This window comes from Weissella diestrammenae, assembly GCF_014397255.1.
In the GTDB taxonomy this organism is placed as follows: Bacteria; Bacillota; Bacilli; order Lactobacillales; family Lactobacillaceae; genus Weissella; species Weissella diestrammenae.
In genome coordinates this window covers 372040-385073 of the sequence record NZ_CP060724.1, presented here as the reverse complement: position 1 = coordinate 385073, position 13034 = coordinate 372040, and the positions used below count along the sequence as shown (strand labels likewise).

At 40.0% G+C, this 13034-nt stretch carries 10 protein-coding genes and 1 other RNA gene; 10 read left to right on the top strand and 1 reads right to left on the bottom strand.

Annotated elements, in window-relative coordinates:
- Nucleotides 1-80: 80 nt before the first annotated feature.
- The 4 genes from H9L19_RS02005 (at nt 81) to ssrA (ending at nt 4789) form a co-directional block, all read left to right on the top strand.
- Nucleotides 81-1238, top strand: coding sequence for a glycerate kinase (locus H9L19_RS02005; RefSeq protein ID WP_187529505.1), 1158 nt, complete (start codon nt 81-83; stop codon nt 1236-1238).
- Nucleotides 1235-3217, top strand: coding sequence for a penicillin-binding transpeptidase domain-containing protein (locus H9L19_RS02000; RefSeq protein ID WP_187529504.1), 1983 nt, complete (start codon nt 1235-1237; stop codon nt 3215-3217). The genes H9L19_RS02005 and H9L19_RS02000 overlap by 4 nt, the downstream gene beginning before the upstream one ends.
- 173 nt (nt 3218-3390) lie before the next feature.
- The gene (locus H9L19_RS01995) at nt 3391-4395 is read left to right on the top strand and encodes a DUF1002 domain-containing protein (protein WP_187529503.1); all 1005 of its coding nucleotides are present in this window, start codon (nt 3391-3393) and stop codon (nt 4393-4395) included.
- Between the two features lie 34 nt (nt 4396-4429).
- Nucleotides 4430-4789, top strand: a transfer-messenger RNA (tmRNA) gene (ssrA, locus tag H9L19_RS01990).
- A gap of 333 nt (nt 4790-5122) precedes the next feature.
- Here ssrA and arsC read toward each other — a convergent pair.
- Nucleotides 5123-5542 (bottom strand): arsenate reductase (thioredoxin), encoded by a 420-nt coding sequence (gene arsC / locus H9L19_RS01985; RefSeq protein ID WP_187529502.1) that lies wholly within the window; start codon nt 5540-5542, stop codon nt 5123-5125.
- A gap of 115 nt (nt 5543-5657) precedes the next feature.
- On the opposite strand from arsC, the gene H9L19_RS01980 reads away from it, so the two are divergent.
- From H9L19_RS01980 to H9L19_RS01955, 6 genes are all read left to right on the top strand, one after another.
- Entirely contained in the window at nt 5658-5837 is a 180-nt protein-coding gene (locus tag H9L19_RS01980; RefSeq protein ID WP_187529501.1) for a hypothetical protein, read from the top strand.
- Between the two features lie 31 nt (nt 5838-5868).
- A complete protein-coding gene (locus H9L19_RS01975; protein ID WP_187529500.1) occupies nt 5869-6900 on the top strand; it encodes an AI-2E family transporter in 1032 nt (343 codons plus the stop codon).
- 47 nt (nt 6901-6947) lie between these two features.
- Nucleotides 6948-8096, top strand: coding sequence for an oxidoreductase (locus tag H9L19_RS01970; RefSeq protein ID WP_187529499.1), 1149 nt, complete (start codon nt 6948-6950; stop codon nt 8094-8096).
- 175 nt (nt 8097-8271) lie between these two features.
- The gene (gene codA / locus H9L19_RS01965; RefSeq protein WP_187529498.1) at nt 8272-9507 is read left to right on the top strand and encodes a cytosine deaminase; all 1236 of its coding nucleotides are present in this window, start codon (nt 8272-8274) and stop codon (nt 9505-9507) included.
- Between the two features lie 257 nt (nt 9508-9764).
- A complete protein-coding gene (locus H9L19_RS01960) occupies nt 9765-11216 on the top strand; it encodes a sugar porter family MFS transporter (RefSeq protein ID WP_187529497.1) in 1452 nt (483 codons plus the stop codon).
- 267 nt (nt 11217-11483) lie between these two features.
- Entirely contained in the window at nt 11484-12950 is a 1467-nt protein-coding gene (locus H9L19_RS01955; protein ID WP_187529496.1) for an ABC transporter substrate-binding protein/permease, read from the top strand.
- The last annotated feature ends 84 nt before the right edge of the window (nt 12951-13034 follow it).

Genomic DNA, 13034 nt, shown 5'->3' with positions numbered 1-13034 from the left:
AGTGGGTTCAGTTTGCCTTTTTATTTTCTATGATAATGTGGTATGTTAGAGACAAATATTTGGGGTGAAGGAGTGGCAAAATGAAGATAGTGGTGGCACCAGATTCATTTAAAGGTAGTTTAAAATCTAATGAGGCTTCCGCGGCAATAGTCCGTGGTATTCAAAAAGTCTTCCAGACAGCTGAAACTATTGAAGTACCCATGGCAGATGGGGGCGAGGGTACGGTTACCGCCATCGTGAAAGCCACTAATGGACAAATAAAACAAATGCGTGTCCAAGGACCTGATGGTGAAATGGTGTCAGCTCACTATGGTTTATTGCCCGATCAACAAACCGTCGTTATTGAGAGTGCTGAAACAAGCGGTATGCAATACGTGAACGCCAGTACATCTAACCCATTTCAATTAAATACATTCGGGTTAGGCCAAATGATTCGTGCATGCCTTGATCAAGGTTATCGTCGCATGATTATTGGATTAGGTGGTGTTGCAACCAATGATGGTGGGATTGGATTAGCAACAGCTTTAGGCGCACGTTTTTATAACGCACGGCACGAAACAATTCAGCCACTACCCCACTATATGCGAGATATTGCATACGTTGATTTGTCAGCGCTTGATCAGCGCTTAAATGAAGTGGACCTCAAAATTGCCGCCGATGTTACGAATCCATTTTTAGGTACTGAAGGAGCAACTTTTGTCTTTGGTCGACAAAAGGGGTTAATAACTGATAATCAAATGGTTCGGATGACGATTGGTTTAGAACACTATGCTGAAAAATTAACCGTTGCAACGGGGACAGATTATTCGCTTGAAGTGGGTTCAGGGGCTGCCGGTGGGCTAGGATTTGTTTTATTGAACTTATTTAATCGCCATGAATTGATTTCAGGTGGGCAATTAGTGATTGAAATGTCGCACTTTAATGAAATCGTCAGTGATGCTGATATTTTGTTTGTTGGTGAAGGCTCACTAGATAATCAAACGCAATTTGGAAAGAGTCCGGTACGGACGGCGTGTGCTGCCAAAAAGGTTAACCCGCAGATTGTAGTAATTGGTTTGGCTGGTCACATTGGAGACGTCACGGCCTTGTATACACAAGGCATTGATACTGTTTTCTCAATTACTTCGGGCGTGTTAACGCAAGAATATGCCATGCAACAAGCTGATAGGCTGTTAACGGCGACAGCTGAAAATGTGAGCCGATTGATTAATATCGTAGTTGAAAGGGATCAAAAATGACAAAGAAAATGATGTGGATAATCGGTGCTAGCGTAGCAATGGCTTTAGTGCTGATTGCTGGCGTAACGTACTATGTCACCATGCAATCTGATACAGGGAAAGCACGTCAAGTTGGACAGCAATATCTTCAAAATTTGAAAAAATTAGACTACAAGCAGATGTTTCAAGCGGTTGATAAAACCAGTTTGAAAACAACGCAGAGAAAGCACCCAGATCAACGAATGAAAACAGTCTACCAGCAACTCGGTGTGACCAAGGTGGATGTGATTAAATCATCGCTTCACAAAACGGGGCTTAATCAATATGAGATGCAATATCAAGTCACTTTAAAGACGGCGATTGGGAAATTGACGCATCAAGTCTATCGAATGAAAATTAAGATGATTAATGGTCAAGCCAAGATTCAATACGCCCCTAGCTTAATTTTGCCGGATTTGACGGCAACAAATACAGTGCATGTTGCAAAAAATGGTGGCGAGCGTGGACAAATATTAGATCGGAATGGTCAAGTGCTTGCAGGATCAGAAGAAACTAAAGTGTTACAAATTGTCCCAAAGTACTTTTTAACTGACGATGGTCAAATTGATAGTGACAAAGTGAATGAAATTGCAAAAAAATACAATGCAAGCGCTGATACGATTAATCAAGGAATTCAAGCTTACAAAGCACACTCCGATTGGGGTTATCCAGTGAAAACACTAACCGCTGATGACTACCAAAAGGATGATGATGGGGATGGTGCGTCAGTCGTTGCCAATTATAAACGGACGTATCCATTGGGAGCAGCAGCAGCCCAATTAATTGGGTATACTGGGACTGTGACGAAAGAGGATATTGATAAGAATGCACTGCTAAGTAGTCAGGATATCATTGGACGTGCTGGATTAGAATTACGCTTGGATCAGCAATTGCGAGGACAAGAATCAATTCAGTATCAGCTACTTGATAGTAAGGGGCAAGTTGAAAAAACATTATTGTCGCAAAAATTTAAAAAGGGTCAGGATATTAAGTTAACCATTGACGCCGAGGTTCAAAAAAATGCCTATGAAGGATTTAATAATGTACCAGGTGCAGCTGTGATTGAAAATCCTGGAACTGGTGAATTATTAGCGTTGGCATCATCGCCTTCTTACGACCCAAACACTTTATCTGAGAATTATGCGAGTGTGGCAAATAATGCTGATGCCCCTTTCATTGCTCGATATGCTAAGGGCTATGCGCCAGCTTCGACCTTCAAGCAAGTGACGGCTGCAATCGGATTAGATCAAGGCACGTTAGATCCAAATGAGGTTCTAACGATTGAAGGAAAGAAATGGGATGCATATAGTGTGACGCGTGTGAATTCAGATACTCAAGTTAATTTACAAACAGCGTTAAGTCATTCAGATAACATTTATTTTGCTAAGCAAGCATTAAAGATTGGCCGAGATAAATTCCAAAAAGCGTTACAAGAGAAATTTACATTTGGTACCAAGTATCAGCTGCCAATTACAATGACACCGCCAAGTTTTAGTAACGATGGACAATTAAAGACTGATAAACAATTAGCGGATACCGCTTATGGACAAGGTCAGATGTCCGTCAATCCAATTCAAATGGTCACGATGTATAATTTTATCGATAATGATGGGACGATTGTGATGCCTAAATTGTTGATGTCTGATAAAACTAAGAAAATCGAGAATGTTGTTCAAGCAGACCATGCGAAAACAATTTTAAACGATGAAATTGGTGTGGTGGCTAATGCGGATGGGTATGCACATCAATTGTATGCAGAAAATTACAAATTAGCAGCTAAAACGGGTACGGCTGAAACCGGCAATGGCAATCAAAATGCACTGGTGTCAGTCCATGACGCTCAGAATAAAAAATTTAGTGCCTTATTTATTGTTGAAAATTCAGTTCTTAATGGGCAAGAACATAATCCAACAGCAGATAAAGTAGCAAAACAGGCTATTTCTTATCTAGAAAACCATTAATAATCAAAAAGGGGGGCGGATATAGCGATGTATCCGTCCTTTTGAACGGTTTAAATCGATGCTTGAGATTTTAAATCACAAAGCTTTGTTTAAGGTACAATCGCTTAAATAGTATTTGTAACAAAATAGAAATATAATGTGGATAAAAATATAGGTGTGTCTAGGAGAAGAATATGTCAAAATTCAAAAAAAGTTTCATTGGCGTCATGGTTGCGGTTGCATTAGGCGGTAGTATGTCATTGGCGTCAGTTGCGATTCTACCAGTTAATCGAACCGTCTCTGCCGCTAGTAGCACGACGAATAAAGCTTTGTCTAAAGCGTATGTTGTATATGGGGCAGCCGCATCAAACACGAGCCAGGTTGCGACAACGTTAGGTGTAACAAATTCTTATGCTAAATTGACCACAACGGGCTCTGATGCAAGTTATATTGGCTTGAGCGGTATTTCTGATAGTGCCATGATTAGTTCGGTTGCTCTGGCACCAGCAGAGCCAGGAACAGGGACGTTAGTTAATATTAAAAAATTTAACGGACAAGATAATATTACTAAAATTACATCACAACAATACGCCATGGCCGCAACTATGGCCGGGGTACAAGATGTGATAATTACTGTTACGGCAAATCAACCAGTTTCGGGTGAGGCGGCATTAGCTGGTGTTTATAAGGCGTTAGATACAGATGGTATTCAAGTGAATTCACAAAATACTGAAGCGGCCAATTCAGTGATGTCAGCAACTTCAAGCGCGATCGATGCCAATAAAGATGACAGTAGTTACGCTGGTAAATTGACCTCGGCTGTGACGACAACTTCTGGTCAATTAGCTGAAAAAAAGCAGGCTGGTCAAAATATTACGATTAATGTGATTATTGATCAACTGACGATTAATTTACAAAAACAAGGAATTGATGATCAAACGACAAGTGCACAGACAAAAACCATTGCAACTGCTTTGCAAGCTGTCAACGAAGCGCCGATTTCAAATTCAGCAGCGTATGTTGATAATGCCAAGAAGCTTGGTAGCAAATTGAAAAATTCGGTTGGTGATATCATGGCAAAGGCAGAAAATTTTGCTAACTCAGAAGATGCTAAAAAAGCAGCTAACTGGTTCGTTGAAAACATCTGGACGCCAGTTGTTAATTGGTTTAAAGGGATTTTTAGCAATAGTGGCAATTAATGCTTGATTCAACTATAATAGTAGATACCGTATCGGGGTCGTTACGGAATCGACTGGTATTGTTCGAGCTAGTACTGCGTTTAGGGGTTGTGGCCCTATAATCCACTCAGACGAATTAACTGCAAAAAATTCAAACAATATGGCTGTCGCTGCTTAAAAACCAGCACACCTAACTAGTTGGCGTTTTAGTCACAAATGTCGATTAGTCATCATAATGTGACTTGCGTGTAACTCTTCCACCTGGAGTGGTTGCAAAGAGGATAATCAGGTTAGCAGAAATGATCGCGACGTTGATTAGCGTGCATGATGCGAAAATTAAATCAATCAACTATGAACGTAGATGTATTAGTGGCGAAATATTAGGACAGGGGTTCAACTCCCCTCGGCTCCATATTATATTTTTGAAACCCCGCCGTATCAACAATGATGTTGATACGGCGGGGTTTCTTTGTGCTTATCAATGGTATACAATCGTACTGAATCATCTGTCATGGAAATGTCTGGTGGCTTTGCCGGTGTACTTGAGTGTGTTTTTTAGCTGTTAACTTAGCTTCTTAAGATATCAATAGATGGACGTTATTTGTTATCAAAGGGACGCAATCATTCTTAATGATGGATTATTCTTAGAAAGGCTAAATATGATGACTAAAAAACCACCAAACTGATGGCCAAGGCATAGCAGTTTAGTGGTGATCTCGTATCCGTTTTAAATGGGAATTTTAATGCGTTACGACGGGGTGGTGATATCTTGAATAAGTTGATAAACTAACGTTTTAATTTCATCTCGAGTGGTACGAAAAACGTTTTGAATCTCGTCGTTTGAACCGGTGGCTTGGGCCGGGTCGGCTAAGGGCCAATGATAACGGCTAACACTTGTGGGCGTCATCGGACATTTATCCTTGGCATCACCACATAAAGTAATGACATATTGACTTGAAGCAAGAAAATGATTATCAATTAGATCGGAAGTGTTTGCAGAGATATCAATTCCAGCTTCAGCCATGACGGTAACTGCGATTGGATTTAAGCCGTGTTGTTCCACACCGGCGCTTTTAATATGCCAGTCACTTGGGGCATATTTTTTTGCAAATCCTTCGGCCATTTGACTGCGACAAGCGTTGCCGGTACACAAAAAATAAAGTTGCATATATGTTCCTCACTGATTATCTATTTATTTCATTTATTATACTTTACTGCAATCGAATTAATCACACGAATTTGTTTTTTTAAGGTAAACAAGTAGTATATTTTAATTTTGGGGCATGAAAGATAACGGTTGTTTTATCCTATCTGCATCAATGTGTTTGGATGGACATCATGCAATTTTAATGAGTAACGGTATGCCCATAAAAAATATGCTTAACGTTAAGATTAAAAATCAAGTTATGACCAATCAGTCATCAGCAAAAAATGGCAACAAAAAGGCTAATTTTGTGGCATAATGACTATATTAATAGAATTGAGGGAATTCGTATGCTTGATAAGATTGTTGCTTGGTGGTTGAAAGATAAAACGCAGTTGTATTTGACATTACTATTTTTAGTGGTGGTTGTTTATCTGATTCGTGGCTTTATGCCGATGGTCTTATTGATGATCATTTTTGCATCATTAGGAATTAATGGTGGTCGGTTTATTCAAAAATATTTACGAATACCCTATGCGTTGGCAGTTATTGTGTTTTATATCAGTGTCATCTTGGCATTGGTTGCCATTGTGTCATTTATTGCACCAATGTTTTATCAAGAAGGTGTTGCACTGGTTAAGGCCATGTTGCATGGGATTGATAAGTATCCACAAGTTGCAAGCCAAGTTGATAAATACTTAGCTAATACGCAATTGGACGATAAAATAACTAATGGGCTGACAACGGTTTTACATACCAGTTTAGTAACTTTGCAAAATGTCTGGGCAGTACTAACTGAAATCGTCATTGCATTGATTTTGAGTTTTGTGTACGCCATATCATTGAATTCAATTCAACGATTTGGTAAACAGTTCATGCATTCTGACTTCCCACGCTTCTTTAAAAATATCTATTATTTGGCCGATAAATTTATTTATATTTTGGGTCAAATCATACAAGTACAATTGGTGATTGATGTTATCAACACCGTACTTTCAATAATTGGTTTCACTTTGTTAGGCATGCCATCGCCATTAGTCCTAGGTAGTTTAGTTATTGTTTTGGGATTGATACCAGTGGCCGGGGTATTAATTTCATTAGTACCATTAGTGATTATTGCATTTTCGGCCGGAGGTATTTGGTTGGCGGTTGAATTAGTGGCCTTTATTTTGATTATCCATACTTTCGAGGCGTACTTCTTACATCCAAAATTGATGGCGTCGCGTTCAGAATTACCAATTTTTGTCACATTTGCAGCGTTAATTATCATGGAGCGGTTGTTAGGTGCATGGGGCTTGATTTTAGGGGTGCCAATTGTGTCGTTCTTGTTAGATGTCTTAAATGTACACCGTTTTTCACGTTCAGACATTGAAGTACTTTAAAAAATCGTAGCAATTTAGTAGTTTGTGCAATCAAAAAGGTGAAAAATATGCGATATAAATTTTTAGAATCATTTCAGTTACCTAATGGTGTTATCGTAAAAAATCGAATTGTTTTACCACCAATGACTTTACGATCATCATATGCGACAGGGGACGTGACAGATGCCGAAGTAGATTTTTATCGGTTACGGTCTGGTGGACCAGGAATGGTCATTGTTGAAATGGCTTATGTTTCAAAGTTAGGTAAATCATACGTTGGACAAATTGGTGCAGATTCAGATGATAAGATTGATGGGCTAAAGAAAATTGCGGATGTCATTAAAGCGCAAGGTGCACTTCCTATTTTACAATTGTCATTTGGAGGTCGTATTGCTCAGCAAGAAGCTGTTTTGGACGGTCAGCTTGTTGCGCCCAGTCAAGTGCCGGATCATCACGCCGGTATGCCTATTCCAAGAGCGCTCACTTCTGATGAAATTGCACAAGGTGTGCTTGATTTTGGTTTGGCAACGCAACGGGCAATTGCTGCTGGCTTTGCGGGGGTTGAGATTCATGGTGCTAATATGTATTTGATTCAACAGTTCTTTTCACCCCATGCCAATCAACGTCAAGATCAATGGGGTGGTTCATTGGAGCGACGAATGGCATACGGATTAGCCGTCTTAGATGAAATCATAGCCACTCGTGATCAATATGGTAGTCCATCATTTATCGTGGGCTACCGTCAGTCACCCGAAGAACCTACGACACCAGGTATTCGCTTCCCTGAGGCAGTACAAATGGCAGAAGTAATTGCCCAACGTCCGATTGATTATTTCCATTTATCATTAAAATCGGCCAGCCAGTCGCCTTTTATGGCTAAGGAAGACAAGGAACCATTATTTGAGAAGTATCTATCAGTACTTGGTGCCGTGCCATTGGTTGTTGCAGGCTTAATTCGGACACCCGCCCAAGTTGAAGCCTTGGTTCAAGCTGGCATAGCCGGTGCAGCCATTGGGCGTGAGCTCATTATTGAACCAAATTGGGTCCAAAAAGTCATGGCTGGTGACGAATTAGGCTTGCGCTATGCCTTGTCGCCATTAGATTTTGACTTGTTGAAAATTCCAAAGCCACTTCGTCAATGGTTGCTAACCCGATTTAAAAATGGCTTGGTGATGACGACTGATGCCGGCTTTGATCCACAAATGCCATGGCACTAGAACGATTGAAATGAAATAAACCCTCAAGATTGGTGCAATCAGGCGAATCTTGAGGGTTTTAAATTGCTTATGACGGCAAACTATCATTTTAAACGAGTTCATCATGAATGGATTTTTCTCGAAAGGAAAACGTGGTAAAATCAGGATATGCAAGCGCATACAAAGGAGCCAGACCATGTTAATTAAACAAGTACTGATTGAAAATCAAACACAACGGCAGGATATTCAAATCAAAGATGGTGTGATTACTGCTATTGCAGCAAAGATTGAACAAAGTTCAGATGAACAGGTGATTGATGCGAGTGGACTATTAGCAATTCCACCATTTGTTGACCCACATGTTCACTTGGATGCAACGCAAACAGCGGGACAACCAGAATGGAATGAGTCGGGAACATTATTCGATGGTATTCGAATTTGGTCTGCTCGTAAGCAGGATTTGACCTATGAAGATGTTAAGACGCGGGCATTAAAAACACTTCGCTTACAAGCCAAACATGGGTTGCAGTTTGTACGCTCACATGTTGACGTCACGGATCCTGATTTGACAGCACTCAAAGCGTTGATCGAAGTAAGAGAAATCGTTAAGCCATGGATGACACTACAATTAGTTGCTTTTCCGCAAGAAGGGATTCTATCCTTTCCCCAAGGGCGTGAATTAATGGAACAGGCAGCGCAACTAGGGGTTGATGCGTTAGGTGCGATTCTACACTTCGAATTCACCCGAGAATATGGTGTCGAATCGTTGCGCTTTGTTTTTGAGTTAGCGCAAAAATATGGCTTGTTAATCGATGCGCATACTGATGAAATTGATGATCCTGCGTCAAGAAGTCTAGAGACGATGGCGACATTGGCGTTGGAAACAGGGTTGAAGGCACGTGTTACAGCGTCACATACGACTGCGATGGGGTCGTATAATGATGCTTATATGTATAAGTTGATGCGATTATTGAAAATGGCTGACTTGAACTTTATCGCCAATCCATTGATTAATATGTATTTAGGTGGGCGCTTTGACACCTATCCTAAGCGGCGAGGGTTGACTCGGGTTAAGGAATTGACTGCTGAAGGGATTAATGTGGCCTTTGGTGAAGACGATATTAAGGATCCTTGGTACCCAATGGGAAATGGCAATATGCTGGATGTGCTGCATATGGGGCTACACGCCACTCAAATTATGGGCTACAGCGAGATTTTAAATTCGTATGAATTTGTGACAACGCACGGGGCACGTGCCCTTCAAGTGACAGATCAATATGGGATTGCAGTGGGAAAGCCAGCGTCGTTTTTGATCTTTAACGCGCCAAATTTCTATGACGTATTGAATACACGCGCTGAGTTGTTATATTCAATTCGAAATGGGCGGATCTTAGTAGAAAATACCCCCATGACAACGATTTTGAATTTTTAAATAACATTTCGAGATCATGAAGACAAGTTAAATTAATCCTTGATGGCACATCAACGTGAACGTCGAGGATTTTTTGATGCTTTCTTTGATAATTTGTGATAAACCTGTGAAAAATAATAAAAGTTGGTTGCGCGAATCAACTAACTGGAGTAAGATATGTTTTGTGGTAATGGAAACGTTTTCATTGCTGAATTGAACTCATCTTTTTGTCATATTATTATTTTGACGATAATCGTCGCATTGGGAGGAAAATGGTCATGGCTAATAAAAAGCACATGTCAACGAATTTTATTTATTTCTTCGGTGCCTTGGGTGGCTTACTATTCGGGTACGATACAGGTGTTATCTCTGGCGCAATGTTATTCATTGGAAAAGAGTTGGGAATTAAAGCGGGATCGTTTGAGGACGGTTTCATCACAGCTTCAGTTCTATTAGGTGCCATTTTAGGTGCTGCAATTATTGGACCAATGTCTGATAAGTTTGGACGTAAGAAATTATTGTTGACCGCATCAATTATTTTCTTTATTGGTGCATTAGGGTCTGGAATTGGAATCAATTATGAAGTCCTAGTGACTTCTCGTGTTCTATTAGGTGTGGCGGTTGGTGCTGCTTCAGCATTGATCCCAACCTATTTGGCTGAGCTAGCACCTGCTGAGAAACGTGGTGGTGTTGGAACGCTATTCCAGCTCATGATTATGACCGGAATTTTCTTAGCTTATGTCTCAAATGAATGGCTTTCACCACACGGATTGTTTGGTCTTGGTGAAAATGTTGGTTGGCACTGGATGCTTGGCTTGGCTGCTATTCCAGCCGCTATTTTGTTCTTTGGCGGTCTTACATTGCCCGAATCACCTCGTTTCTTGGTGAAAAAAGGTAAGATTGATGAGGCCCATCACGTCTTGACACAATTTAATTCAGACGAAAAACTTGTCGACGAGGAATTGCATGATATTAAATTGCAAGCCTCAATTCCATCAGGTGGCTTTAAAGAATTATTTGGTGTTATGGCTCGTCCAGTATTGATTATGGCTATGGGATTGGCAATTTTCCAACAAGTTATGGGATGTAATACGGTTCTGTATTATGCGCCAAAAATCTTTATTTCAGCTGGTTTTAGTGAGCACTTTGCGCTACAATCACATATTATTATTGGAATTTTTAACGTGTTAGTGACTGTTGTGGCAGTTAAAATTATGGATAAGATTGATCGTAAGAAGATGTTAACTTATGGTGCAATTGGTATGGGTGTTTCATTGTTATTGATGTCAACTGCTATGTTGGTTTTGAAAGCAGGAAATGGTAACTTAGGATCATGGGTCTGCGTGATTGCCTTAACGTTATACATCGCATTCTTCTCTGCAACTTGGGGACCAGTTATGTGGGTGATGATTGGTGAGGCTTTCCCATTGAATATCCGTGGCCTTGGAAATTCATTTGGTGCGGTTGTTAACTGGACTGCTAACTTTGCAGTATCACAATCATTCCCAATGTTGCTTGTCGCCTTTACACCACACCATGCGGTTAATGCTGAAGGTCAAGGAATTGCTAAGTTGTTCATCATTTATGGTGTTTTGTGTTTCGTTGCCATCTGGTTTATTGCTAAGTTTACGATTGAAACACGTAATCGGACGCTTGAATCGCTTGAAGCTGATTTGCGTTCTAAAGCGCACGCCAAGGGACATTCAGAAGCCGGGGAACCGGCAGTTTAATGAAAGTTAGCCCCAACTTAAATATTGACATGGAAAAGCAGGCTTTTGCCTGTTTTTTTGTTTAATTGGAAAAATATGCATTTAATGAAAATTATGCATCAAGTTAATATATCCATACATGCTAACGTAATTAGGGGATTCATAACTTTAGTCATTTTAAAATATGCGAGTAATGGTTGTTTTATGCAATTTTAGCAAAAAGTATTGCATAAATTTACATTTAAGCCTATACTCAATATCATGATTAAAAAAGGGTGAGGTATTGTGATGATTAAAAAGATTTTTTCGATCATGCTGCTTGTAGTTGTTTTGGGTAGTGCATTGGTAACAGGAATAAGCACTTTGGGTGTTGATGCGGCAACCACCGATCCAACATGGCAGAGAGTAAAACGAAGTGGTGAGTTAGTGGTTGGTACGTCTGCTGATTATGCACCATATGAATTCCACACAACTGAGCATGGTAAGGATAAAATTGTGGGTTTTGACATGTCGATGGCAAAAGAAATTGCTAAGCAACTTCATGTTAAGTTAGTCATTAAAGAAATGAGCTTCGATGCTTTGCTTGGATCGGTGATGACTGGAAAAGTTGATGTTGTCATTGCAGGTATGACCAATACACCCGAACGGGCCGCTCAAGTCGATTTTTCAGTCCCTTATTTTACAGATGATAATGTGGTCATGATTCGACAAGCCGATAAAAAGAAATTTCAAACGGTTGCTAGTTTTAAAGGACATAAATTAGCTGCACAGGTGGCTTCGACTCAATATGATGAGGCACAGAAGATTGATGATACGACCGTCACTGCGTTGAAAAAAATTCCGGATATGGCGACACAACTGACGCAAAAGAAAGTTGATGGTGTTGTTGTCGCATCCACGACGGCTGAATCATATGTGGCACAAAGTAATCAATTTGCAATTTCAGATGCAAAATTAAGTCGGGCACAAGGCTCAACGATCGTAATGCCTAAAAACTCACCTGTTTTGAAAGCTAAAATTAATCAAGTGATTAAACAACATGTGATTGGAAAGCCGTTTGAGCAGTGGAAGAAACAAGCAATTCAAATTATGAATAAGAAAGAAGGTTTCTTCCAGAAATATTGGCCATATTTTGTTCAAGGTACAGTTTATACACTGGGACTTGCAGCAGTCGGTGTCTTCTTTGGTGCAGTGTTTGGTACATTATTAGCATTGATGAAGCTATCTAGTTTTTGGTTGTTTAAAGTGATTGCAAATGTGTATATTGAGTTTGTTCGTGGGACACCATTGCTGATTCAAGTCTTTATCGTTTTCTTTGGGACGCAGGTTATTGGCCTAAATATTGCTGGATTCTTGGCAGGTGCCATCGCGATGTCAATCAATTCTGCAGCATATGTGGCTGAGATTATTCGTTCTGGTATTAATTCTGTTGCAGCTGGACAAACGGAAGCAGCACGTTCGTTAGGCCTTTCAAAGAAGCAAACCATGCGTTTCGTAATTTTGCCACAAGCAATAAAAAATATTTTACCCGCACTCGGAAACGAATTTGTGACAGTGATTAAAGAAGGATCGGTTGTCTCGGTAATTGGTGTTGGCGAATTGACATTCCAAACGTCATTGGTGCAAGGAACGTCGTTTAAGCCATTTGTGCCATTATTAATTGCTGCATTAATTTATTTTATCTTAACGTTTGGTTTGTCACGAATTCTGGGATTGTTTGAGCGACGAATGGCACAATCGGAACGTCAAGGATAGGATAAAATAGAGATTATAATCATTTTTATGAACGTTATATGAATGTTCCGTTGATAAAATGAATATTACATTAAAATAACTGTT

What these genes read in the sequence shown, in the direction of transcription:
- H9L19_RS01960 (WP_187529497.1), top strand. Translation starts at nt 9,765, where the DNA reads ATGGCTAATAAAAAGCACATGTCAACGAATTTTATTTATTTCTTCGGT.
- H9L19_RS01955 (WP_187529496.1), top strand. Translation starts at nt 11,484, where the DNA reads ATGATTAAAAAGATTTTTTCGATCATGCTGCTTGTAGTTGTTTTGGGT.
- codA (WP_187529498.1), top strand. Translation starts at nt 8,272, where the DNA reads ATGTTAATTAAACAAGTACTGATTGAAAATCAAACACAACGGCAGGAT.
- H9L19_RS01975 (WP_187529500.1), top strand. Translation starts at nt 5,869, where the DNA reads ATGCTTGATAAGATTGTTGCTTGGTGGTTGAAAGATAAAACGCAGTTG.
- H9L19_RS01970 (WP_187529499.1), top strand. Translation starts at nt 6,948, where the DNA reads ATGCGATATAAATTTTTAGAATCATTTCAGTTACCTAATGGTGTTATC.
- H9L19_RS02005 (WP_187529505.1), top strand. Translation starts at nt 81, where the DNA reads ATGAAGATAGTGGTGGCACCAGATTCATTTAAAGGTAGTTTAAAATCT.
- H9L19_RS02000 (WP_187529504.1), top strand. Translation starts at nt 1,235, where the DNA reads ATGACAAAGAAAATGATGTGGATAATCGGTGCTAGCGTAGCAATGGCT.
- arsC (WP_187529502.1), bottom strand. Translation starts at nt 5,542, where the DNA reads ATGCAACTTTATTTTTTGTGTACCGGCAACGCTTGTCGCAGTCAAATG.
- H9L19_RS01980 (WP_187529501.1), top strand. Translation starts at nt 5,658, where the DNA reads ATGAAAGATAACGGTTGTTTTATCCTATCTGCATCAATGTGTTTGGAT.
- H9L19_RS01995 (WP_187529503.1), top strand. Translation starts at nt 3,391, where the DNA reads ATGTCAAAATTCAAAAAAAGTTTCATTGGCGTCATGGTTGCGGTTGCA.